At 56.2% G+C, this 23,666-nt stretch carries 22 protein-coding genes and 1 pseudogene; 6 read left to right on the top strand and 17 right to left on the bottom strand.

All coding sequences use genetic code 11. The annotated features are described in order from the left end of the window. Positions 1-13: 13 nt before the first annotated feature. The 11 genes from AAEZ06_RS23655 to AAEZ06_RS23605 all read right to left on the bottom strand — a co-directional run bounded on the left by AAEZ06_RS23655 (position 14) and on the right by AAEZ06_RS23605 (position 10,301). Complete coding sequence (locus tag AAEZ06_RS23655) at positions 14-1,048, bottom strand: TerC/Alx family metal homeostasis membrane protein (protein ID WP_149415123.1); 1,035 nt, start codon at positions 1,046-1,048, stop codon at positions 14-16. An 11-nt stretch (positions 1,049-1,059) separates the two neighbouring features. Continuing rightward, positions 1,060-1,509, bottom strand: a complete 450-nt coding sequence (locus AAEZ06_RS23650; protein WP_133102781.1) for a tellurite resistance TerB family protein — start codon at positions 1,507-1,509, stop codon at positions 1,060-1,062. 63 nt (positions 1,510-1,572) lie between these two features. Next, the gene (locus AAEZ06_RS23645) at positions 1,573-2,748 is read right to left on the bottom strand and encodes a TerD family protein (protein ID WP_149415122.1); all 1,176 of its coding nucleotides are present in this window, start codon (positions 2,746-2,748) and stop codon (positions 1,573-1,575) included. Next, positions 2,745-3,335: a TerD family protein gene (locus AAEZ06_RS23640; RefSeq protein WP_149415121.1), complete on the bottom strand. Its 591-nt coding sequence runs from the start codon at positions 3,333-3,335 to the stop codon at positions 2,745-2,747. The genes AAEZ06_RS23645 and AAEZ06_RS23640 overlap by 4 nt, the downstream gene beginning before the upstream one ends. Then, positions 3,316-4,095, bottom strand: a complete 780-nt coding sequence (locus AAEZ06_RS23635; protein ID WP_350616491.1) for an HAD family hydrolase — start codon at positions 4,093-4,095, stop codon at positions 3,316-3,318. Before AAEZ06_RS23635 ends, AAEZ06_RS23640 begins: the two co-directional genes overlap by 20 nt. Next, entirely contained in the window at positions 4,092-5,042 is a 951-nt protein-coding gene (locus AAEZ06_RS23630) for an HpcH/HpaI aldolase/citrate lyase family protein (RefSeq protein ID WP_149415119.1), read from the bottom strand. The genes AAEZ06_RS23635 and AAEZ06_RS23630 overlap by 4 nt, the downstream gene beginning before the upstream one ends. Continuing rightward, positions 5,042-6,136, bottom strand: a complete 1,095-nt coding sequence (locus AAEZ06_RS23625; protein WP_149415118.1) for a cysteine protease StiP domain-containing protein — start codon at positions 6,134-6,136, stop codon at positions 5,042-5,044. Before AAEZ06_RS23625 ends, AAEZ06_RS23630 begins: the two co-directional genes overlap by 1 nt. Beyond that, positions 6,129-6,887, bottom strand: a complete 759-nt coding sequence (locus tag AAEZ06_RS23620) for an HAD family hydrolase (protein WP_149415117.1) — start codon at positions 6,885-6,887, stop codon at positions 6,129-6,131. Before AAEZ06_RS23620 ends, AAEZ06_RS23625 begins: the two co-directional genes overlap by 8 nt. Then, the gene (locus AAEZ06_RS23615; protein WP_350616488.1) at positions 6,877-8,013 is read right to left on the bottom strand and encodes a phosphoribosyltransferase domain-containing protein; all 1,137 of its coding nucleotides are present in this window, start codon (positions 8,011-8,013) and stop codon (positions 6,877-6,879) included. Before AAEZ06_RS23615 ends, AAEZ06_RS23620 begins: the two co-directional genes overlap by 11 nt. A gap of 70 nt (positions 8,014-8,083) precedes the next feature. Beyond that, on the bottom strand, positions 8,084-9,223 hold the full coding sequence (locus tag AAEZ06_RS23610) for a trypsin-like peptidase domain-containing protein (RefSeq protein ID WP_149494055.1): 1,140 nt from the start codon (positions 9,221-9,223) through the stop codon (positions 8,084-8,086). Positions 9,224-9,302: 79 nt separating this feature from the next. Further along, positions 9,303-10,301: an ATP-grasp domain-containing protein gene (locus AAEZ06_RS23605; protein ID WP_350616486.1), complete on the bottom strand. Its 999-nt coding sequence runs from the start codon at positions 10,299-10,301 to the stop codon at positions 9,303-9,305. Positions 10,302-10,447: 146 nt separating this feature from the next. Here AAEZ06_RS23605 and AAEZ06_RS23600 point away from each other — a divergent pair. Further along, positions 10,448-10,579, top strand: a pseudogene (locus AAEZ06_RS23600) (tyrosine-type recombinase/integrase); the annotation flags it as partial. Between the two features lie 184 nt (positions 10,580-10,763). Here the strand turns inward: AAEZ06_RS23600 and AAEZ06_RS23595 are convergent. Continuing rightward, positions 10,764-12,152, bottom strand: a complete 1,389-nt coding sequence (locus tag AAEZ06_RS23595) for a porin (RefSeq protein ID WP_350616484.1) — start codon at positions 12,150-12,152, stop codon at positions 10,764-10,766. 54 nt (positions 12,153-12,206) lie between these two features. Here AAEZ06_RS23595 and glgX point away from each other — a divergent pair, with 54 nt between their 5' ends. Beyond that, positions 12,207-14,336 (top strand): glycogen debranching protein GlgX, encoded by a 2,130-nt coding sequence (glgX, locus tag AAEZ06_RS23590; RefSeq protein WP_350616482.1) that lies wholly within the window; start codon positions 12,207-12,209, stop codon positions 14,334-14,336. A 54-nt stretch (positions 14,337-14,390) separates the two neighbouring features. On the opposite strand, the gene chrA is transcribed toward glgX, so the two are convergent. From chrA to norV, 3 genes are all read right to left on the bottom strand, one after another. Continuing rightward, positions 14,391-15,596, bottom strand: a complete 1,206-nt coding sequence (gene chrA, locus AAEZ06_RS23585) for a chromate efflux transporter (protein ID WP_350616480.1) — start codon at positions 15,594-15,596, stop codon at positions 14,391-14,393. A gap of 225 nt (positions 15,597-15,821) precedes the next feature. Continuing rightward, positions 15,822-16,955, bottom strand: a complete 1,134-nt coding sequence (gene norW / locus AAEZ06_RS23580; RefSeq protein ID WP_149415016.1) for an NADH:flavorubredoxin reductase NorW — start codon at positions 16,953-16,955, stop codon at positions 15,822-15,824. Further along, positions 16,952-18,394 (bottom strand): anaerobic nitric oxide reductase flavorubredoxin, encoded by a 1,443-nt coding sequence (norV, locus tag AAEZ06_RS23575; RefSeq protein ID WP_149415015.1) that lies wholly within the window; start codon positions 18,392-18,394, stop codon positions 16,952-16,954. The genes norW and norV overlap by 4 nt, the downstream gene beginning before the upstream one ends. Before the next feature lie 160 nt (positions 18,395-18,554). On the opposite strand from norV, the gene norR reads away from it, so the two are divergent. Next, the gene (gene norR / locus AAEZ06_RS23570) at positions 18,555-20,078 is read left to right on the top strand and encodes a nitric oxide reductase transcriptional regulator NorR (protein WP_149415014.1); all 1,524 of its coding nucleotides are present in this window, start codon (positions 18,555-18,557) and stop codon (positions 20,076-20,078) included. A gap of 192 nt (positions 20,079-20,270) precedes the next feature. On the opposite strand, the gene AAEZ06_RS23565 is transcribed toward norR, so the two are convergent. Then, on the bottom strand, positions 20,271-21,473 hold the full coding sequence (locus AAEZ06_RS23565; protein ID WP_350616477.1) for a cytochrome P450: 1,203 nt from the start codon (positions 21,471-21,473) through the stop codon (positions 20,271-20,273). Positions 21,474-21,673: 200 nt separating this feature from the next. Here AAEZ06_RS23565 and AAEZ06_RS23560 point away from each other — a divergent pair, with 200 nt between their 5' ends. The 3 genes from AAEZ06_RS23560 to AAEZ06_RS23550 all read left to right on the top strand — a co-directional run bounded on the left by AAEZ06_RS23560 (position 21,674) and on the right by AAEZ06_RS23550 (position 23,077). Further along, complete coding sequence (locus tag AAEZ06_RS23560; protein WP_149415012.1) at positions 21,674-22,021, top strand: hypothetical protein; 348 nt, start codon at positions 21,674-21,676, stop codon at positions 22,019-22,021. A 22-nt stretch (positions 22,022-22,043) separates the two neighbouring features. Beyond that, positions 22,044-22,244, top strand: a complete 201-nt coding sequence (locus AAEZ06_RS23555) for a hypothetical protein (protein WP_350616475.1) — start codon at positions 22,044-22,046, stop codon at positions 22,242-22,244. Between the two features lie 518 nt (positions 22,245-22,762). Next, positions 22,763-23,077 (top strand): c-type cytochrome, encoded by a 315-nt coding sequence (locus AAEZ06_RS23550; RefSeq protein ID WP_149415011.1) that lies wholly within the window; start codon positions 22,763-22,765, stop codon positions 23,075-23,077. A 70-nt stretch (positions 23,078-23,147) separates the two neighbouring features. On the opposite strand, the gene AAEZ06_RS23545 is transcribed toward AAEZ06_RS23550, so the two are convergent. Then, a complete protein-coding gene (locus AAEZ06_RS23545; RefSeq protein ID WP_149415010.1) occupies positions 23,148-23,660 on the bottom strand; it encodes a nitrous oxide reductase accessory protein NosL in 513 nt (170 codons plus the stop codon). Positions 23,661-23,666: the final 6 nt, after the last annotated feature.

Here is a 23,666-nt window from a genome sequence, read left to right as displayed (position 1 = left end):
AATGTATTTGACGTTAAGGTTTTTCAGCTTCTGTTTCTTCCTTTTGCGGGAAGAGCAGACTGGCAAAAACACCAATGGCCAGAACCACGACAACGATGATCAAACTGGTGTTCGGATCAATGGTGTAGCCGTGTTGGAAAATATGGTCCGTCGCACTCAAGCCAAGTTTTACGGCAATGAAGAACAGCAGTGCGATGACGGCTTTTTCCAGGTGCACCAGATAGCGTTTCAGGGCTTCCAGCACAAAGTACATGGTCCGCAGACCCAGAATGGCGAAGAGCATGGCCGAGAAAACGATCAATGGTTCGCGGCTGACGGCGATGATTGCCGGGACAGAGTCGAACGCAAACAGCACGTCGGAAACTTCCATCACCACCAGGCAAAGGAACAACGGAGTGGCGAACAAACCGCCTTTGGCGGCCAGGGACATGCCCTTGTTTTCTGGTTTGGTCAGTTCGGCTTCCAGGGTCTTGCGACGCACGAAGAAGTCATGACCATGCAGTTTCGGCCACACAGGGAAGAGTTTCTGGGCGAAACGGTAAGCCATGTGCGTGGAGTAATCCTCTTCTTCTTCGTCGTCTCCACCGCTTCTGAGCATCATCACAGCGGTCCAGGCAACGATCAGGGCAAAGACCACCTCGACCCACGGCCCCAAGGCCAACAGGCCGGTACCAATGGCCACGAAGATCAGGCGGAACACGATCGCACCGAGAATGCCCCAGTACAGTACGCGGTGACGCAGACCATTCGGCACCTTGAACCAGGCGAAGATCGCCATGAACACGAACAGGTTGTCTACGCTCAGGACTTTTTCAAGGGCGTAACCGGTGATGAACAGCGTAGCGACTTCCGAACCGTGCTCGAAGTACAGGAACCCTGCAAAGGCGAACGAGATGAGGATCCAGAACACCGACCAGGCCGAGGCCTGGGCCAGGCTGATGGGTTTGTCACCACGATGGGTAAACATGTCGATAATCATGGCGCCGAGCGCCAACGCCACGAACACGGCGATGGTCAGCGGGGGGAAACCCAGTTGGCTAACTTCCACAGTGTCGTTCCTTACAGTTCAAAGTCAGCTGGGGGAAGGCCCAGCTCAAGGCAGATCAGGCGGCAAACGGCTTTTTCCTTGTCGTCAAAATTGCCGTCCGAGGCACCGATAGCGCAGGCGACACGAACGAGCAAGCGTCCAGCACCGTCCTTGCCTTTGATCTTGCTGATGTTTTTCAGGGCTTCGGCCTGACCGATCTGAAAGTCGAACTCGAACTTGGCACAAGCGTCGTTGAAGACCTTGATAACGTCGGTCAGATTGAACACTTTCAGTTCAGGCGAGTTGCTGATGAATCCGGCCATTTTCGTTTTTTCTGCCGAACTGACTTCACCATCAGCCGCTGCAACCATGGCACAGCTGTTGGCGACCGCTTCCATGAACTCTTTGTTCTTGAACTTGGCCACCTCGGTGGTCAGTTTCTCGCGGGCAAGCGCCGCATTGGTTTTCAGCCATGACAACATGTTGTTCACCTCAAAGGCGGACCGGAATGGTCCGCCGCATTCAACTTTAGTTTGATAATCGGATTACTTGGAACCTGCCGCCCAGCGCATGCCCCAACCGTAAGCCTTGTCCATGGCCGAATGTCCATTGTGGAAGTCCACGCGTCGGCTCACCTTGACGCCGCCGCCAACATTTTCCAGCAGGGCAATTGCACACATGCCCTGACGGCCTCCTTCTTCATTCAGCCGAACTTCAATCGGCGGCTGGCCCGGGACATGAATGGTCACAACACCATCGGTCTCCCGCCAGTTCGGTGCGCCTTTGTAAATGAACGCAAACACCAGAACCTGTCGAATATTGCCCCAGTGTTTACCGTTGATATGAAGCCATTCGCCATCACTGACGGCGCCGGTACGGTCGTCACCCTTGAGCTGAATGTAGGGCTCGTAATCCAGATCGCCGAAGCAGTTGCCCAGCGCCTGAACGACGCCCTTGGAGCCGTCCTGCAACTCGTAAAGGCACCCGACATCCAGGTCGATGGAGGTGTTGCGCGCGAAAAAGCCACCACCGCCCTTGCCTTTGTTCCAGTTCAGGTTGACCTTGATTTCGCCAAAGCCCTCGGACGTTTTTTCCAGACTGATCGACGAGCGCGTCTTGTCGAGGGTGATTTTGCTGAGACTGACCGAAGGCTTCGGCGCCGCTACCGGAACGGGCGCGGGGGCCGGAGCGGGTACAGGCGTTACGACCGGAGCAGGCGCCGCAACTTCAACACCAAAGTGCTTGGCCAACGGCTCCAGGCCGCCGGCAAAACCCTGGGCCACACAGCGGAATTTCCACTCACCCTGGCGACGGTAAAACTCGCCAAGAATCAACGCAGTTTCCTTCATGCCCGTGGTGGGTATCTGCGCCTCGATACCGCCCGTGACGGTCAGCGCAAGATGAGATACTCGGTCAAAGCTGGCTTTGTTCTCGTAAATCGTCGCGGTCAGCGCCACTTTCTCGACCACAGCCTCAAGGCGCGACAAGTCGAGGGTGAACACCGCGCGACCGGCCGAGGACTCGGTCATTTGCACCGTGCCGCCCAGTACCGTGGTCTGCCCGTAGAAACACATGTCGGTGTCGCCACGGACTTTCCCGGTGGCCCCCAGAACAAACGCAGACACATCAATATCAGCGCCCGGAATCGGCGAGTAGCTGATCTCGACCTGCGCCTGACCGGTGGCGACCGGAGCGTTTGCGCCTGGTCCCAGGGTCGTCATGAGCGCACTGCCTGAACGGCCAGGCTGACCAGATCGTCAGCGGTGCGGCCGTTGGTCACTTGACCGATGGCCTTGAATTCCCAGTCGCCGCCCTCGCGCACCAGGCTTGCCATGACCACACCGGTATGACGGCCCTTCTCGGACAGATTGAAGCGCGCCAGTTCGGTCTTGTTGCTCGCATTGACAATGCGGCAGTAGGCATTGGCAATTTTTTCGAAGTTCTGCCCCGTGAAACTGTTCACGGTGAACACCAGCGATTTGACCGTAGCCGGCAGGCGCTGCAGGTCAACGGTGATGGTTTCGTCGTCGCCATCGCCTTCACCGGTACGGTTGTCGCCGGAGTGTTTGATCGAACCGTCGCGCGATTGCAGTTGACGGAACCACACCAAGTCAATCGGCTTGAGGTTTTCATCGAACAGAATGCAGGAAGCATCCAGGTCGACTTCACCGCTGTTGCCCATCAATCGGCCCAGGAACCCGGACTTCTCCGGGTCCCAGCCCAGGCCAAGGCTGATCGATGTAAGACCACCACCGCCCGCTGTTTTTTCCAGGGAGATTGTTTGGTTTTTAGTCAGAGTCAGGGCCATCTGTACGCTCCTTGTTGATCGTCGTTTTCTGGTGTTTATCGTTGTTGCCTTCAGCCGGGTGAGTTGCAACGGCCATAATGCCTGCACCTCGATCCCCGGCCTTGGCTACCCGCATACGCCCACGGCGCCATACGGGGTGAAAGTGTCGCCAGTGTGGATCTTGTGCTGCGGCCAACAGTTCTTGATCGCCGCGCGTATCGCCCCAGGCGCGCAGCCGGTATTGGGTCAAGTCGCCGTACACAGCTTCAAGGCGATGTACCTTGGCTTCACAACGGCAGTTATTACCCGATATACGTCCTGTCAGACGTCCATCAACAACCTCTAGTTCAGTGCCGATCAATTTGATATTGAGACGATCGGCAAACGGCTTCAAGACTAACGCTGGGGAAGCAGAGCAGAGCGTGACCTCATGGCCAGCCTGCCTTTCGGCCGCGACAGCGGTCAAACCGACCGGGCGCATCAGGCGAGCCCAATACAGGCCGCAGAACTCTGCAGCCTTGTGCCGTACCCATTCTTCCTTGGTATCGGTCAGGAAAGCGGCAATCAGCCTTGCCTTGAGTTCGTCCCGCGACAAACGACGCATCAGGTAGCTCACGCTCGGGCCCAGGAGACGCGGCAGGCGCTGGATAAATTCTCGCTTACCAAATGCAAATTTAAGAAACGGTACAAAACTGTCATGGCGCGTCAACGTGCCATCAAAGTCAAAGACAGATAGCACTTTGGCTCCCACAGGGCCGCGCTCAAGCATTTCCTGGGTCATCGGCCAGCCTCTGCAAGACGGATTAACGGGTCGGCATGACCCGTCTCGGCAAGCCTGACACCGTGCCACTTGGCGCGTTCAAGGATATTGGTTGCCCATTTGAGGTGAGTCGCTGGTTCGCACATAGCGTCATTGTGTTTGAAAACAGCGGGCGCAATTTCATTCAGCATTAATTTGGCACAATTTAGATCCTCCAGGCTAACGCGCAAGCTGTCCTGGATGGTGTTGATCTGGCTTGGATGAATCGCGGTTTTACCCACCAGGCCATGGGCAATATCGAGACTCAACTCTTCCAGCAGCAGATGGGGTGTCGCCAACTGCTCGAACACCGGCGCGGTCAAGGCAAACCCCTGGGACCCCATCACACCGGCAAGCATGGGGATTACATAGCCCATGGGTGTGTCGTACAGGGTCGTGGCCGGATTGCGTCGTAAACCCAGGCAGCCCATTAAGTCGTTACCGCCGATCCGCAGCGCAATGATCCGCGGGAACAGCGTTTCTTTAAGGGCTTCGCCCAACTCGACCATGGCCCCCGGGTTGAAGACTTCCCGGGTCTCCAGGGTCGGCATGAGCAGAATTTCTGGGTTAGTGACCGCCGACTCCCAGGCGCGCAGGTTCGACAGGCTCAACTTGGGCACGACAAAACCGTCGACATGGACCATCAGCGGCCACTCGTTCAGAACCGCGGCCATTTGCGAGTCCCGCGGGCGCACGAACAGCATCGGCCCGTCATCCGAACGCCCGCCCTGCTGTTCAATGGCACTGAGCAGGCGGTGCAGGTTGCGCAATGCCGTGTCGACATCTATTTCGGCAACCGCATCCTCAAGGCACACCACCATGGACCGCAGTTCAGGCAGTTTTTTGCGAAAAACCACGTCCAGGATGTCCTCCCGGGTGGCCGGCATGTAGAGCGTGGCGCCGAGGGCGTAAGGCGAAAATCTTTTCATCAACTCAAACTCCGAATCACGGTCACGGCACGGTAAGGGCCAAGGGCCGCACCGACTTCCTCGACCGTCAAACCGGCCCGTTCGGTCAGGTGCATCAGCAACTGCACGTCCGGGTCACTGCGATCACGCACCAGAACCTGATCCGGCACACGGCGCAGTACGGCCCGCGTGGCCTCGGCAATACCGGGTTTTACCCGATTCAGATTGGTAATGCCAAAACGCCCGGAAATAACATCGATCACCTCCAGCGCCGCAGACTGCAACTCGGTGCGCCGCGCTTGCGTCCACGGGGCGACAGCCTCGACCGCAGGCAACGTACGGCGCACAGCCTCGATCTGGTCGATGAAGTCGCGAGTCACGTCGTGTTCGTGCAGGTGGTCGTAAACCACGCAACCATGCAGCCCGCCCTCGGCAGGCCAGATGGAGCGCGAGACCAGGCCGGAAACCGTGGCCCCGAGGATGCCGGATGGAATCACCCAGTCCTCGGCCGAAGCCGCCATCCAGGCGCGCCCACAGGGGTCGGCCAGCACCACAAGCCGTGGCTGCTCAGGAAACCGCGCATCGCCCTTGAGGCTACGCTGGATCTCGCCAGAGATCGCGCCCTTACCCGTCCAGCCATCCACGAACACAATGTTTTCAGCGCCGTGAGCTTCGATAACGGCTTCCAGGGCGATCATGTCGATACCGCGATCACGTACGATGCTGATGCCGTAATGATGGGCCTCACGCCTCAGGTCCAGTAGCGCGCGGCGCAGCAGCACGCCCAGCGGAAGACCCGCACGAACGAAAGACACGAGCGCAATCGAAGGGCCCTTGCAGGCCTGATCCAAAGCGATGGCCAGGGACTGCACGTCGCCAGCCATCCTGGCCGCATTCTGCTGCATGGCGCGCTGGTACAGTTCTTTGTGAACCTCGGTAGGCGCCGACTCTTGGCTGATCATCTCCGAGTAATGCTTCTGTTGTGTCTGGATCAGGCGCTCTTTCTCCTGAACATCCGTCACTTCGATCTCGACGGGCTGCAACAGGAAAAGCACGTCGTCGGCCAGGTAGCTACCGCTGCCGACGGTTGTCAGATGAGCGAAAGCATCAAGCATGGATCATCGCCTCCACAACCTTTGCCAGCTGGCTATTGGCCGGCGTCGCCCAGAAGTTGCATTCGTTCATGAAACCCAGGTCGGTGACACTATCGCCAAACCCCAACACCGGGCGTTCGCCATTAATGGCTCGGTCTCGACGCAGCAATTCCTGGACCGCCTGGCGCTTGGCCAAGCCATTGGGCAGGAAGGCCAGGTTGTTGCCATTGCCGTGAATATGCAGACCTTCCAGCAGGCCACGGGCCTGCACTTCAGCCAGGACCTTTTGCAGCACCGAGTCGTCGGACTCGTTGTGCTTGGTCACCACGTAGTTGAGCAGGCCTTGTTCTTCGACTACCCAACCGCGCAGGGAGAACCCCATTTCCTGGCCAATGGCCAAGGTCGCCGCGCTGAGCGCAGGCAGGCGACTTTGATAGGCCGCGAGCACATCAGTCATCTGCCCATGCCAGTCCATGTCCAACGTCCCATCGGGCTGAAGGATCACGCCACCGTGGGAGCACACCGCACCCGCGACAAAGGGCAATTGCACACGGCTGTAGGCTTCGACACTACGCGCCGTGACCGGGACCACATCGGCAGACTCCAGCAGCCACTCCACGAAGGTTTTCTGCACCGAACTCATGTAGCCATTGGGCTGGCCATCGACATCCAGCGTCGCAGTATGCCGGGCTGCGCCTTCGGGCATCTTGCGGGCAGTCTGAAACAGCGTGTCATCGAGGTCGATGAGTATCAGGGGACGCTTACTGCTCATCGACAATGACCTCTGCGCTCAGTGCGTCAATCAGCGATTGGGGAACCGCTTCGACAGGTGTTTCGCTACAAATCAATACCCGATCGAATTGCCCTGGCCGCACGTTGTAAAGAAAATTAGGAATACCTAGACCGTAGTTGTCGGCAAACGACAATGCGCTCCCGATCTCATGGCCCAAGGCAATCGGCGAGCGAGTAGTGGAGCTGAAATGGACGTCAGCCCCTGCCTTTTCAAGGCGCTCAGCCAACAGGAACGGACGCCACACGAACTCGCCAGTCCCCACAACGATGATCCGCTCACCCGGCTTGACCTGAATATCCGGTGCCAGCGTGTCATCCACATGACGCACGCCCAGACGGCCCCAGTCATTGCACGGATCAATCGGCCACTCACCCACCGCAACCGCCCCCACATCGGGCATTTGTGGCAATGGCGCGCTCACATCCTCAAGGAAACGATACGTGCCCTGCAGCAGGGACACCTCATCGGCGGTCTCGCCCAGCGCATTGCGCACAGCGCCCTGGGACCAGTCGGTAAGCACGCAGGTCACTACCCGCTCTACCTTGCTCAGCCCGGCCTCTATCAGTGCCCGGTGCAGATTAATGAACGTCTTGCCGGTCGAGGCTTCATCGTCCACCAGCACCAGGGAGCGCGCTTGCTGCATCATTTCCCGAATATCGGGGTCGGTGGGCTGATGGATCAGGTGTGCACTGGCGTGACTGTGCTCTTCTTCAAAACGGGCGAACATTTCAGTGCCCACCGGATGGCGCGTGCTCACCAGATAAACCGTGTCCGGGCGAGTCTTGCTAAAAGCGCGGTGTACACCGGCCCCCAGGCCCACTGCGGTCTCGGCCATACCGATCACCAGCACTGGCCCCGGCAAGTCGGCGGGAATCTTGGCGGCCAGGCTTTCGTAACTGGCCTGCATAGTCGATGGGCGCACAGGAATATGCTTGCCCAGCACGCGGGATACAAACAGGAACGCACGCTTTGGATTACGGCGCTCGGCGAACCCGAACAAGGATTCGGGGGCGATGGAGGATTGCTCTACATCAACTTCCATTAACCCGCGCTTGAGCTGCGCGCTGAGTCGATTGATCGGTGCTTTCACTACTGCGGCTTCCATGTACAACATTCCTAAAAGAGGCGTTTTAGTGAGTCAGACATCGCTCACTATTGTTTCAAGCAAGGTGCCTCTACGGATTTCTGGCCTCGATCCGCCAGAGCGAGGATTGTGCTTCACGGGCCATTTGCGAGGTCGAATACAGGCGGCCCGTTGGCGATTTGGAAGGGGACACCTGGCAGGCATCCAGGAAAGCCAGAAGCAGGCCGGCCTTGACGGCAAAGTTCATGTTTTGCGCGTCCGGCAAGGTCGACGTCACCATGGCGATGACCGCGCCGCTGGTATCAAACAATGGGCTACCACTGGACCCAGGCTGAATTGCTGCGGTGAATTGCAGCAAACTGGCATCGTTGTGTAGCCCAAACAGGCCCGACACCCCTCCCTGTGTCACATGAACGCCACCGCCTGCCAGGCCCGCCATCGGAAAGCCAAGGGCAATCACCGATTCGCCCAACGCGCCGCTGGCGCCTTCCTTGAAGACCACTGGCGCCAGTGGCGGGCAATCCTGAACCCGCAACAGGGCAATATCATTTCGTTGATCGACCACCACCACTTCGGCGCGGTAACGACCGGCAAAAGAGGAAATGTGCAGCTCCTGCATGTCCTCAATCACATGGGCACACGTCATCACATGACTGGGTGAAACGGCAAAACCGGTGCCCGTGGCAGAACCACGGTTTCTCGGTGAATCGCCTGAGTACGAACGGCGGGTCGGGTGTGCGTCATCGATGACAATGCCCATCCGTCGCCCCATCGCGGCAAGGCCATAGGCCGAGCCTTCGGCGAGCGCGCGGAACTTCCACTGGTTGTTACGTTTGTAAAACTCGCCAATGACAATGGCCGATTCGCCGTTATTGCGCAAATCGAGGGACAGTTCGACCTCGTTATCGACCTGTAGACGCAACTCCTTGAGCTCACTGACAGGGCCTGCGGCGGCGAACGTATAAACGACCAGCAACACCCCCTCACTGCCACCGGGCAGCGCTGACAAATCAAGGGAGCAACCAATTGAGGCTGGCGTGCCGCTCCACTCCATCCATTTCTGGGTGACTTGAAACAGCGCAGGGTCCCCCGTAGGCATACGCTTTTCGGTGACAGGGAGCAACGCCACGGCGGCGTACTCACCGAAGGCGCTGGAGTTACTGCAGTCCAGTGTCCATGCAGTCTTTACACCTGAAATCGCGGTGTTTGCTCCGGGTGTAAGCGCCTTCATCCTGGTCTTCCTTGAACGATGTGGCGGTAATTATGCCAACACATCAAGAATCATTCACTGTCTGTATGGCGCTGTAATATCAGGAAGATGCTATCACGGCAACCGTGATGGGCTTCACGCGCACGCCCTCGACCCACTGCCTCGCAGGCTCCGGCAGACCCAGCCGACGAGTGGCAAATATTCCGGCCAGGTTCACCCCTGTCGCCCGGGTGTAGCCAATACCTCCGGAGTAGCGCGGGTTGATCTCCAGCAGATGGGGAATACCCTCGTAGTCATCCCGCGTCTGCACGTTCACCAAACCATCGCATTTAAAGTGCGCGGCTGCCTTGAGGGCTAACTCCACGGCGGCCGACTCGCGTTCGAATGTCTGGTGAACACCCTGCTTTCTTCTGCCCACGAATGCCACGGGCCTACCCGCTTCGCACACCATGTCCACCGAGCACTCGTTGCCGGCCAGATAAGGCATGACCAACATGGGCACCCGTTCTGCCCCGGACATATAAATCTTCAGGTAGGTATCAAAGTCGACTTCCCGCGCGTCTGGGTTTTCCAGACAGCGGAACGGGTCGACACCCGACTTAAACCGCCAGAACCCCTGGCCATAGATCCCGACCACAGGCTTGATGCAAACCTCTCCCTGGCTCGACAACACCTCATGGGCAGCGACCAGTTCCTGGGCATTGGTCACCGTCAGCGCCGGCGTGCAAGCGAGCCCCGCACGCTCGGCCTCGGCAGTGAACAAGCTTTTATCGTCCACGTTATTGAAGGTATCCATGGACATACCGCCAGTAACAAGGCGCAAGCCAGCAGCGTCGAACCGATCTCGGGCCGCTTCGTACAAACTGCCAATACGGCCAGCAAGTACCACCTCGATGCGGTGCTCAAGTGCCGTTTCAATCACCCAGTCAATACGCTCCTGGTTGTCTTGAGGCTCTTGAAAGCTAACGTCGGCCTGCCCTGTAATTTCGGGCCGGTCCTGACGATGGGAGGCAAAAACCCTGACACTCGCCGGCAATGCTTCACGCGCGCCCATAATAATGTCGCGTTGGCTGGATTGACCTTCAAGAAACCAGATCACGTGTACGCTCCTAAATGAACATCGGCGGAAATTGCCGCACTCGTCGGGTAAGAACGCCCAACGCTAGGTGATTTTTCCGACACGATAACGGACATCAAGCAAAAGACTACTTAAATCCTGTGTCGCCATATCACTGGCTGGAAATCGGCTGCCGAGAACAGGAAGCGTGCAAGCTGCGGTGGGAATGGGAGGTACGGGGGGAGGATCTACGCACCAGCGTGTTTCTGATGCTGGCCGGTTTCGGCGGGAGAAGTGACAGAGCCGGAGTGAAGGACGGCGTGTCGGTCAGCTTTTTCTATCGTTATCGGTGGGGCGACCAGAACAAAGAGTACTCCAGAGGAGTCCTGGCCGCGTAAATCCCTGACTGACATCCGCAATCTGGCACTCGGCAAGATTGGTGTGCCAGCCTGTCGATCTATCAGCATCCCTTTAGATGGGTAAGGACCTGGTTCTTAACGCCAATTAGAAAAGCACGCCGGCCTCAGCAAGCACACGAACCTGATCGTGCTGGGTACCGCTGTCGCCAAAGGTTGAGCCAGAGATGGCCTCCTCGGCTCGCACGTAGGCGAGTTCGCCGCGCACGAAGAGGCGACCATCTTGATAGGTCGGCGTAGCAGTCAACGACCAGGCGTTGGAGCCTGTTCCATAAAGCAGGTTGGTGGGCGAGCAGTCCTCGTCGGCTCCGCAGCCGCCGCCGTTGCTGTCCAGGTATTCGGCGCGGGCACCGATCGACCAGTGGCTAGAGAAGCTGTACTTGGCAAGGAACGCTGCCCCGTACGTTTGCGCTGCGCGATCTATACCTGCTTTCGCGTCCTTATCGACCCGGGTGTATTGCAGGTAAGGCGTGAGCGTCAATGCCCCATCGGTGTGGGTGAAGATCACGTTGTAAATCTGGCTGTTGTTCTGCGCAGTGGGTGTCGCGGCCGAGGACTTCGAGTTGCTGGAGACGTTTGCTCCCCCGATCACGCTCAAGGTGTTGGCGGCATCAAAGGCATATGAGAAGGAGCCCGTCACCCAGTTGTACTTGCCGGAATAGAAACCGTCGTTCAGCGATAGCGCTGCATTGGTCTTGCCACCGGAATAGTTGACCTGCACACCACGGCTGATGGCAGGTTCCTGGTTCCACAGCAGCCCGCGCTGGATGTTGATGTTCTGGAAGGTGAAGGTCGACTCGGCCCCGATCATTGTGGGCAGCGAGCCGGCCATTACGGAGATTTCCGGGCTGATCACTGCCTTCAGGTAACCAACGGGAACGTCGCCGTAAAGCCTGTCCACGGTCTTGCTCGACTTGAGATAGGCGGTACCAAGGGAGGGCAGCACATACGATCCGGCCTGAATGTAGAACTGCAGCGGCCCCTCGATCGTCTGGATTTCCACCTGGGCGTTGCTGACATCGGCCAGCGACCGCGAATTGCCGGTGTCGGGTGCATCGACCACATGGTTTTGCCACAGGGCGATCCCTGTCAGTTGCCCGCTTACGTAGACTTTCCCCAGAGGGCCAGCATCAATGGCAAAAGGGTTGTCGTTCGGCTGCAACGTGCTGGAAAGACTAGGTGCGGACAGCGGGTCGGCTGAAACACTGGTGACCGCAAGCAGGGCTGCAACACCACCATATGTACGGAGAAACATACTGGCTTGGTTCGAACTTTTTTCCGAAACGAGGAGACAACCATCAATACCTGAAAAACGCGTGACGCACTGCTTCATAGTGACGCTCTCAATACCTTGGATAAACAGCGAGAGAGCGTATTGGAGTCGCGCATCAAGGCGCTGTTGTCTTTTTCTTTGTCCGCATAAATTTTCAATAAAAAACAATAGGTTGTTATGGTTTAAACAATGCAATGCCTTCAAGGTCACTCTATTCCAAGTCAATCGACCCAACGCCATGTTGCAGGGATCTCATCAATGCATTCACGTGTTCAGGAAGGCCAACCCTATCCACTCGGAGCGACATGGGACGGTTCCGGGGTCAATTTTGCAATTTTCTCGGCCCACGCTACAAAGGTCGAACTTTGCTTATTCGATGCCGATGGGAAAGAGGAAATCGAGCGAATTGAGCTGCCAGAGTTCACTAACGAAACGTGGCACGGTTACCTACCCGACGCCCGGCCTGGCACTTTATATGGCTATCGAGTGCACGGGCGTTATGAGCCGAAAAACGGCCATCGTTTCAACCATCACAAGCTTCTAATCGACCCGTACGCCAAGCAGATCGTGGGTGAACTGCAGTGGGACGATGCGCTGTTTGGTTACACCATAGGCCATCCCGATGCTGACCTATCGTTCGATGAGCGCGACAGCGCGCCGTTCATGCCGCGCTGCCGGGTGATTGATCCAGCGTTTACCTGGGGCAACACGCCCAAGCCAAATATTCCATGGGCCCGTACCGTTTTCTATGAAGCCCACGTGCGCGGTTTTACCAAACAACATCCCAGTGTGCCGGAGGTTGCGCGCGGTACGTTTGCCGCTTTCCACGAAAGTGATGTAGTGGAATACATCAAGTCACTAGGCGTAACTTCGGTTGAGCTGATGCCCATCCATCACTTCCTGGATGACAACCACCTGCTTGAGAAAGGCCTGCAAAATTATTGGGGCTACAACACGCTGGCGTTCTTCGCGCCGCATGCACGCTACATGGCTGGCAGTTCGATCGGCGAATTCAAGATTATGGTCTCGCGACTCCACAAGGCTGGCCTTGAGGTCATTCTTGATGTTGTCTACAACCATACTGCCGAAGGTAACGAGATGGGCCCTACTCTCTCACTCAAGGGCATCGACAACGCCAACTATTACCGCCTGATGCCGGACGATGCGCGCTACTACATCAACGACACCGGTACGGGTAACACCCTAAACATGAGCCACCCTTGTGTACTGCAAATGGTCACCGACTCGTTGCGTTACTGGAGTAACGAGATGGGCGTTGATGGCTTTCGCTTCGACTTGGCGACCATCCTGGGCCGCGAACCCCAGGGCTTCGATGAAGGCGGTGGCTTTCTCGACGCCTGCCGCCAAGACCCTACCCTGAACCACGTCAAATTGATTGCAGAACCCTGGGATTGTGGCCCTGGCGGCTATCAGGTCGGTAATTTTCCCCCAGGCTGGATGGAATGGAACGACAAGTTTCGCGACGTCTCCCGCGCCTTCTGGAAAGGCGACGATGATCGCCTCGGTGATTTCGCCAAGATCTTCCTGGCCTCAGGCGATCAGTTCAACCGACGCGGGCGCGAGCCAGCCTCCTCTGTAAACTTTATTACCGCCCACGATGGCTTCACGCTCAACGATTTGGTGTCTTACAACGATAAGCACAACGAAGCCAACGGCGAAGATAACCGCGATGGCCACTCGGACAACCGCTCCTGGAACTGCGGCGTCGAGGGCGAAACCGATGACCCCGAGATCATCGAATTGCGCTACCGACAGATGCGCAATTTACTCGCCACGCTGTTCCTGGCTCAAGGCACGCCCATGCTGCTCGCCGGCGACGAGTTTGCAAGAACTCAAGGTGGTAACAACAACGCTTACTGCCAGGACAGCGAGATCAGCTGGATCAACTGGGACATCAGCGAAAAAAGCGCCGAGCTGCAGGACTTCACGCGATACCTGATCGAGCTACGCAAGCGCTACCCATTGCTGCGTCGCAACCGGTTCTTCACAGGCGTCTACAACGAGCACCTGGATATCAAGGACGTCAGCTGGCTACAGCCCAATGGCCAGGAGATGGGCAACGAGCAATGGAGTGATGGTAGCAACCGATGCATGGGCATTCTGCTGGATGGCCGTGCGCAACCTACCGGCATTCGCAAAGCGGGCGGAGAAAATTCGCTCTTGATTATCGTCAACTCACATTTCGACGTAGTCGCCTTCGTCTTGCCCGAAGTGCCGCAAGGGCAACATTGGAAATTACAGCTAGATACCAACCAGCCGGAACTGGTGGCGGAGGAAGTGTTCAAGTTTGGCGACCACTACCAAGTGACTGGGCGTTCGACATTGCTGTTTGAACTGGCCGTCAGCCAGAAAAGGAAACGCCGATAGCCTGCCCCTGAGCGATCCTGCCGGCTGGAAATACCTGACGGACTGAAGCGAACGTCAAAACACCACACTCAGCAGCCATCCGGCAACACCACCACCGATCACGACCAACCATGGCGCTAGCTTCCAGAACATCAGAGCGACCAGGCACGCCAGCGCCAAGCCGAAGTCCTGTGGTTGGTGGATCGCGCTCGTCCATACCGGCTGATAAAGCGCCGCGAGCAGCAAGCCCACCACCGCTGCATTGATACCAAGCAACGCTGCCTGGGTGTGTACGCTGCGTCGTAACTGCTCCCAAAACGGCAAAGCGCCAACGATCAGCAAAAAAGACGGCAGGAAAATGGCCAGCAAGCAAATGAACCCACCGATCCAGCCAGAGGGTGCGGTGCTCATCGAGGCACCAAGGAATGCAGCAAACGCTAACAGCGGCCCTGGGACAGCCTGCGTTGCCCCATAGCCAGCCAGAAAGGTTTCATTGCTGACCCAGCCTGAAGGCACGACTTCTGCTTGCAACAACGGTAAGACCACATGCCCGCCACCGAACACCAGGGACCCGGAGCGATAGAATGCATCCACCATGGCGAGCGTCTGACTGGGGAGCAACTGATTCAAGATCGGTAAACCAACCAGCAACGCGAAAAACAATGACAACCAGAATAAACCTGCCCGGTAACCGACCTTGATCGGCAATGGATCATGTTCGGCGGCTTGTGCCGGCTTGAACAGGAATAAGCCGGCAACAGCGGCTACGGCAATTGCACCGATCTGCCCCCATGCAGACGGCACCAGCAACGCCACACACGTCGAAATCGCCATGATGGTAATCCGCAACGCATCCGGGCATAGATTACGAGCCATTCCCCATACCGCTTGAGCAACTACCGCGACAGCCACGACTTTCAGGCCATGCAGCACACCAGGCGCGATGATTTCACCGTAGTTGGAAATACCTAAAGCAAACAGAATGAGAAGGATCGCCGAGGGCAATGTGAATCCCGCCCACGCAGCCAGCGCCCCACGGTAACCCGAACGTGAAAGCCCAAGTGCCATGCCAATCTGGCTACTCGCGGGTCCCGGCAGGAATTGGCAAAGGGCAACCAGGTCGGCGTAACTGCGCTCAGTTAGCCATTGTCGGCGAGTGACAAACTCGTCGCGAAAATACCCTAAGTGTGCAATTGGGCCGCCGAAAGATGTCAGTCCTAGACGCAAAAAGATAAGAAATACAGAGAGCGGTCCACGATCATCCGTGCTGTTTATTGTCATGCGCATGCGTTCCGCATATAGAGGTCAAATCCTCACATCTGTTTACAGGAGATTGATGAACATCACATTGTTAAAACAATCAGCTTCCCCCGCCCAATCAAATTCGGGCAGAGCAAACAGGCTGAAATATATTTTGTCGTCGCAGAGGTGGAGGCCTGGTTGGAGAGGCAAATTTTCGAACGAGATGAGGAAGCGATAGATCCGGGTGAGCACTGCCAATTTGATTTACAACGAGAGTTGCCGTAGTAATGTAAAGGCCTGCTTCATTTGGTCCTCACTGACGACGAACGCCCGTAGCTGCCCTGCCATGTCCAGCCCTTTGGCTACCAGCCCCTGTGGCTCAAGGCTGATCTGCCATTGCAAGTCCTTCCGGTTGGTTTCTCCGGCCAGGTGCATCGGCATTTCCGGGGTCTTGATCTTCACCAGCATCGCCGGAAACTTCACTTGCTCATCGCCACCCAGCACATTACGCGCCAGGGTCATGGCGCTTAACTGAATGGGTTGCAAAAACGGCAGCAGCTTGCCCTGGATTTGCGCGCAATCGCCAACGGCAAATATGTGTGGGTCAGAGGTGCACATGCGTTCATCAACTTCAATGCCACGATCAACCCGTAGGCCAGCCTGCGCCGCTAACGTCGTATCAGGTTTCAATCCGATTGAGGCAATGATCACATCGGTGGAGATTTGCCGACCATTGGACAAAGTCGCCAACAGGCTATCGTCTTTCTTTTCAATGGATTCCAAAGCCTGATTGAACACCATTTCCACACCCATCTGGCATAACCGATGCTGCAAGCGGCTACTCACCTCAACAGGCAGCAACGATGCCAGCAGGCTGTAGGACTTATCCATCAGTACCACCTGCTTTCCGGCACGATTGACATCCATTGCCAGTTCACTGCCAATCAAGCCGGCTCCGAGGATCAGTACGCGCTGTGCAGCTCGCAGTGCATGTTGTGCCTGACGGTATTCCTGCTGACTGTTCAAAGTCACCATCCACTCCCGTCCGGGAATCGGCGGAACGATGGCTTGCGCACCCGTGGCAAGAATCAGTTTGTCGTAGCTGAATGCCTCACTGCCGGCGCTGATACGCTTGTTTTCGCGATCAATTGCAGTCAGTTGGCAACCAGAATTCAGGGTTAACCGATACATCTCGGCAAACTCCGCCGCAGACTGACGAGTCATGTCGTCAGCTGTCTGATTGAGACTGATGACGTGACTCAGGTCGGGCTTGTTGTACTCATCGCAACTGTCTGCAGCGATCAACCGAATGGGCACCGCTGCATCGAGCCTGCGCAAGTTCTTGACCACCTGACGAGCCGCGAAGCCGGAGCCCACAATGACGATTTCCTTGTTCATTTCGCCTCCGAAGCAAGCTCATCGAATACCGATTTACCCAGTGAACATTCAGGGCACAGGAAGTATTCAGGCACATCACACCAGGCCGTACCGGCCTGTACATCCTGCATCGGCTCCCCGATCGCCGGGTCGTAAATCCATTGGCAGACACTGCACTGCATGCGCGGGCCGTTGTCCGCGATTGGTTCTGCCTGGGCAGTTGCGGTGGCTGCAGGTCGTGCGACTTGTGCGTCCGTCAATGAATGCAGCGCCCATTGCCGAGCGATTTCGCGACCATGAGCTCGGCAAACCTCAAGCGAGTCACCGTCTGGCCGCCACTTGGCTTTGAGCGCCAATGTGGTTTCAAAACCAGCGTCCATCAAGCGCGTCTGGATACGGTCTACCGCCCCGCCATTCCAGCCGTAACTGCCAAACGCCGAAGCCTTTTTGTTCCGAAAACGCAGCCCGGTTATTTCCTCCAGCAGGGCGGCGACTTTCGGCATCATGACGTTGTTCATGGTGGACGAGCCCACCAGAACACCTTTTGAGCGAAACACGTTGGTCAGAATCTCATTCTTGTCGTGGCGCGCGACGTTGAAAATCTTCACCGCCACACCCGGATCGACTTCGTGAATGCCTTGTGCGATGGCATCGGCCATCATGCGGGTGTTGTTCGACATGGTGTCGTAAAACAGTGTGATGCGGTCCTCCTGATAGTCCGCCGCCCATTCCAGATAGCGGTGCACAATCTGCGTCGGATTATCACGCCACACCACGCCATGAGCGGTGGCAATCATATCGACCGGCAGATTGAAACCGAGGATCTCGGTAATCTTCGGAATGACCAGACGACTGAATGGCGTGAGGATGTTGGCGTAGTAGCGTTGGCACTGATCGAACAGTTCGTTTTGATCCACTTCATCATTAAACAGGTGTTCGTCGCAGTAATGTTGGCCAAAGGCGTCGTTACTGAACAGCACGGCATCGCCGGTCATGTACGTCATCATGCTGTCTGGCCAATGCAGCATCGGGGTTTCCACGAAAACCAACTGTTTGCCATTGCCGACATCCAGGGTGTCGCCGGTATATACAACGTGGAAATTCCACTCTGGATGATGGTGATGACCGTTGATCGAGTCCACGCCATTGGCGGTGCAATAGATCGGCGTATTCGGGATCAGCGACATCAACTCTGTCAGCGCCCCTGCATGGTCCTCTTCGGCATGATTGATGACGATATAGTCCAGCGTGTTCAGGTCGATTTCCATCGCCAAGTTCTGTATGAACTCCCGGCTGAACCTGTGATCAACCGTATCAATGAGTACGGTCTTTTCTTCACGGATCAGGTAGCTGTTGTAACTGCTACCTTTGTGGCATTTGTATTCTGTGCCATGAAAGTCCCGCACTTCCCAATCGCGCTGACCGACCCAATGAATGTTGTTCTTGACGTGAATTGACATGACCTACCTCGGTATAGAAATGATGTTCTACACCAAAGATGGCAATGTTTATGCCAGATCATAAGTTGTTGATAACAAAGGATAAATAAAAAAACGATTGTCAATATGACATTGCCCGACTATTGTCTTTATGACTAATTCATTGTCAAAGTGACAAAATATGAGTCTCTCCGTTGAATCCCTGGCACGCATCGCTATTCAGTTGCAAAGCGGCATTTCCCATCAGGACCGCTTTCAACGTCTAATCAATACCTTGCGCCAATTGCTGGGTTGCGACGCTTCTGCCTTGTTGCGTTATGAACAGCGACAGTTCCGTCCGCTGGCGATTGACGGCCTGGCACCGGATGTTCTGGGGCGTCGCTTCAGCCTTGATGCACATCCGCGACTGGAAGCCATTGCCCGCGCCGGTGACGTGGTGCGCTTTCCGGCAGATAGTCATTTGCCTGATCCCTATGACGGACTGATACCGAACCGGCAGGACCTCAAAGTACATGCCTGTATCGGATTACCGTTGTTCGCGGACCAGACCCTGATTGGTGCGCTGACGATCGATGGCATGGACCCGGCACAGTTTGATCACTTCAGCGACGAAGAGCTGCGACTGGTGGGAGCCCTCGCTTCTGCTGCCTTGACCAATGCATTGCTGGTGGAGCAACTGGAAAGTCAGACCATTACTCCTCTCTCCATCAGTAATATCCCGGCGGGCAAACCCGGCACCGAAATGGTCGGGCTCAGCGAAGTCATGCGACAGTTGAAAAGAGAGATCGAAATGGTGGCAGGTTCCGACCTGAACGTCTTGATCACTGGAGAAACCGGAGTCGGCAAGGAACTGGTCGCCAAGGCCATACATGAAGGCTCATCACGCGCCGGTCAGTCTGTAGTCTATCTGAACTGCGCTGCGCTGCCGGAATCAGTGGCTGAGAGTGAGTTGTTCGGCCATGTCAAAGGGGCTTTTACCGGCGCTATCCATCATCGCACCGGCAAGTTCGAAATGGCTGATAACGGCACACTGTTTCTCGACGAAATCGGTGAACTGTCACTGAGTCTGCAAGCGAAGCTGTTGCGGGTACTGCAATACGGCGACCTGCAACGGGTCGGTGACGATAACGTCTTGCGGGTCAACGTACGGGTGCTTGCCGCGACCAATCGTGATCTGAAGCAGGAGGTGTTAGACAATCGGTTCCGTGCAGACCTGTTCCACCGTTTAAGCGTATTCCCGGTTCATGTACCACCACTGCGTGAGCGAGGGCAGGACATCACATTGCTAGCGGGTTTTTTCTGCGAGAAGAGCAGGGAACGCATGGGATTGAAACGGGTGGCTCTGGCTGCCAACTGTCTGTCGTTGCTCAAGCAGTATACGTGGCCAGGAAACGTTCGCGAACTGGAGCATGCTGTTTATCGAGCGACAATCATTGCTCGTGCGACCCAGCAAAGTGACGAGCTGCTGCTTGAAGCACAGCATTTCAATCAAGTACCCGAGCAGATGGATACGCCGCCTGTTGCTCTGGATGTTCCTTCCCTCGGCGTTGACCAGGGTCTGCGGGATGCGACGGATGACTTCCAGCGTCAGCTGATTGACAACACGCTGAATAATTGCGCAAGGAAATGGTCTGCCTGTGCTCGAATGCTGGATATGGACGTAGCCAACCTGCACCGACTGGCGAAGCGGCTTGGTTTGAAATAACACTCACGACCGATCAGGGCTCAATTCAGCCAGAACCAAGCATTGATCGACTGACCGATTGTAGGTCACTCAAGGTCGCTATCGACACCGGCGTTGCGAAGCTGCATTACCCGACGCAGCGCCCGCTCTAAGCTGACGTCAATCATGCTGACCCACATGTCGGTCTCGCCGCCAAGCCGGCCTGTCCCGGGATCATCGAATCTCGGGGGTCAGGCAGGCTCCCAAAGTTTGGGAAGACGGTTTTTGAATCCGCAGGGGTAGAGAAGAAAACCCGCTGGCAGGGAAAAACGCGTTCACTGGTTCCTTATCCGGCGCCAGTATAATCCGGCTGGTGCGTCCAAGCAGTTCTTCCATCACTATCCGTAGCTCCAGTCTGGCAAGCGGTGCACCGGGGCAGACATGAATGCCGGCACCATAGAGCAGGTTCAGCTCGGGATCGCGATCGAGGCGCAATTCATCGGAATCTCCAAAGACCGCTTCGTCCCGATTGGCGGACGCCCAGTTGAGGGCGATACGCGAACCCTTCGCCAGCGTGCGCCCGCCCAGCGAGACCTGTTTCGTAGTTACCCGACGGTTCATGATCAGTGGTGCATGAATACGCAGTATTTCATCAATGGCGGCAGGTAACAGCGCGGGTTGTTCGCGCAATTTCTGCTGCCACCCGGAGTTGATGGCCAGATAATGCGCGAGAATGCCGACTGAGGCGGAAATGGTTCCGAGTTCGCCGACCGTCCAGTTACGTAAAATGCTGACGATCTCGTCGTCTGTCAGGGGCCTTCCCAAGGACTGATCGCGTAGCAAGATGGTCGTGATGTCGTTCGGCGCAGCAGCGCCGGCTGTACGGCGCACGTCCAGCAGATCCTTGATGTAACCGTCAAACTCGAGGGCCACGGCACTCAGGGCGGCGTCGTCTCTGGACAGGGTGGCCGAGTGATTCTTCAGCGTCCACAGGCGCAGCGGTTCATGAAGATCCGCCGGCCAGCCCAGCCAGGCACACTGGATCTGCAACGCAAAGATCTGAGCAAATTCGCCTATCAGTTCTGAAGGGCCTTCATCCGGTAACGCCCGCACCAGACGAACCGCTATGTCACGGCACGCCGGGGCAAAGGCATCCATATGTTCCGGGCTGAAATAAGGTTCTATGAGGTTCCGGTACACCGTATGCACGGGCGGATCCATTCCATTGGGGACCGAGGGGAAACGCGAGACAGCATTACTGAAGGTTTCATGATCCTGAAGTACGCGCAGCACATCCTCATGCCTGAATAATGACGTATAGCCATATTGACTGTATGCGACCGGGCAACGGTGGCGCATGTCGTCGTAGGCTGTCGTCTGATCCTTTAATACGGCTTCAGACCTGGGATCCCAATCAGGTAGCGATTTCTTGTCCATCGTTTACTCCATAAACCCGTCCCGCTGAATCCGGAAACATGGTAGCCAGGTTTGTCGACCTACCCGTACTAGGTCGGGATATGTCGGAAAAGCCCGCTAGACCGAAACAGTGCACGACGTCCACTATGTCGGCATCACACGGGTGAAGTCTGTACGGGAGTGTAGGGAAAACCGGGCCACTAGCTGACCAGGGAGACGTGATGAGTAAGCTTCAGCAGTGGTTAAACTCGCAGGACAGCACTGCACTGTGGGTGGTGTTCTGGCTCTACGGCGTAGTACTCAGCAATTTACTGTTTGGCCTGATCCTGGTCGCCTTCAACAAAGTTGCCCCCTCCCTGTTTGGTCTGATGCTGCTGGGTTTTGTGGCCTACATCGCTTGCATGCTCAATGCTGTATGGCGCAATGCGAATAATGTCTGTGACCCCATCTACGGTCAGATCGCTCGTTTCCTCACGGTGGCCTGGTCGATCAACGCGGTATTGGTTTCGGGGTTTCTCTTCCTGGGCCATCTGAATGCCATTGCCTTCCCCCTGCCGCTCCCTTTTTAAACCCAAATAACCAGTGCCCTCAATGTGGGACTTGAACGTTAAAGCCCTGACTATTTGCCTTCTCGATCTGGTCAAGCCTCAGCAAACCCCTCAGCTATTGCGTCGAAAACAGCGGCAGGCGCACAATGTCAGCCTGGGTGATTTTAATCTCGACGATCGCATCCCGGGCGTGATCGGCCTTTACCCAAGTCATTGCGGAGTCACCGATTATCGCGCTAATTGATTGCCTGCATAGTTGATCAATATCAAGTCAAGGATGAAAAACGTCTTTTCGAGAAGCGATTTTTAATTTAACCACCGCGGACATATTGCCGAGCGTACACAAGGCTTTGCTGACGTCCAACATATCCTTCTCGCCATACTTTAAATTCAATGTATTCTAGTGACTTACGCAACACCAACTTAAAGGAGCGATTATCAAGATAAATCACCAGCACTCAACTCCGGTAGTTGCGAATACGACACACTTAGCGCACAACAATTAATTATCCACTGGCGACAATTAACCACACGCATTCCAATATATCCTGATAAAATTGAACGATTGCTCAAGATGGCAAATCTAATAAAGGTGTAAAGAGCGTTTTTACACCAGTCGGCTCCCCACCGACAATCATCAACACCTGAAGAAATGAGTTTGTATTGCCGACAAACTCACCCTAATAATATTCAATACGATGCCTGTTGAATAAACCGGAAGCGGGTCGTTTCGAATCTGCTTCTTTGTCTGAGGAGACACTGATGAAAAGTATTCTTGTTCCACTGCTGGCCCTGGGTGCCGCGCTGACTTTGCAATCAGCTCAAGCCATTGATGGCGAGGCGCTCTTCAAGAGCAAAACCTGCGTTGCCTGCCATATGGTCGACGCCAAAATGGTCGGTCCAGGCTACAAGGAAGTGGCGGCCAAATACGCCGGCCAGGCCGACGCATCGGCAACCCTGGTCAAGAGCATCAAAGAAGGTAGTACGGGCAAATGGGGGCCGATAGCAATGCCGGCCAACCAGGTGACCGACGAAGAAGCGAAGACCCTGGCCGACTGGATCCTGACGCTGAAGTAAGATTGCCCCAGTAAAAAAACCACACACCGCAGAAGCGAGCCCGCTCTCTTCTGCGAAACGGGCCGCTCGGCTACATCGTCGGGGTTTGCTGTAATAGCGCCAGATCGATTTCATCAAAACGCAACACCCTGCCCCCCTGCTCGCTGGCCAGTTTGCGTGCGGTGGCCTCCTCGGAAAATGACGCCAGAACGACACCCATGGAACCTTTAAGCGAGGTGCCGACGACATAGTAGGCTTTGGTTGCATCAATCAGATAATGGTCGTCGGGTTTCTCCCAGGCACTTTTCCCCATGTCGTGCACATACAATTTCGCTTCAGTGTGGTGATTCTCCGGTTGAAGCCACCATCCGAGCATTTCCGCAGTGGAGCAGAATTTCTTGACCGTACCTTTTTCCACGACCTGACCTTTGGGGCCCGGAAAGTCGGCGATGACCATCCCGCAGACATGACACTCGTCACTCTGATGGAAGGCCACGGGCCCAAGGGTTTGCTTTTCCTCTGCGCGATCGTTGCACGCCGCCAATCCCAAACAGGTAATGATGATGACCAGGACACGGGCCCCAGCCAGGTACAGAGTGTTCATATCAAT

The sequence above is a fragment of the Pseudomonas sp. HY7a-MNA-CIBAN-0227 genome, assembly GCF_040310325.1.
In the GTDB taxonomy this organism is placed as follows: Bacteria; Pseudomonadota; Gammaproteobacteria; order Pseudomonadales; family Pseudomonadaceae; genus Aquipseudomonas.
Note: the sequence above shows the minus strand (reverse complement) of the source record. Positions and strands in the feature narration are given on the sequence as shown.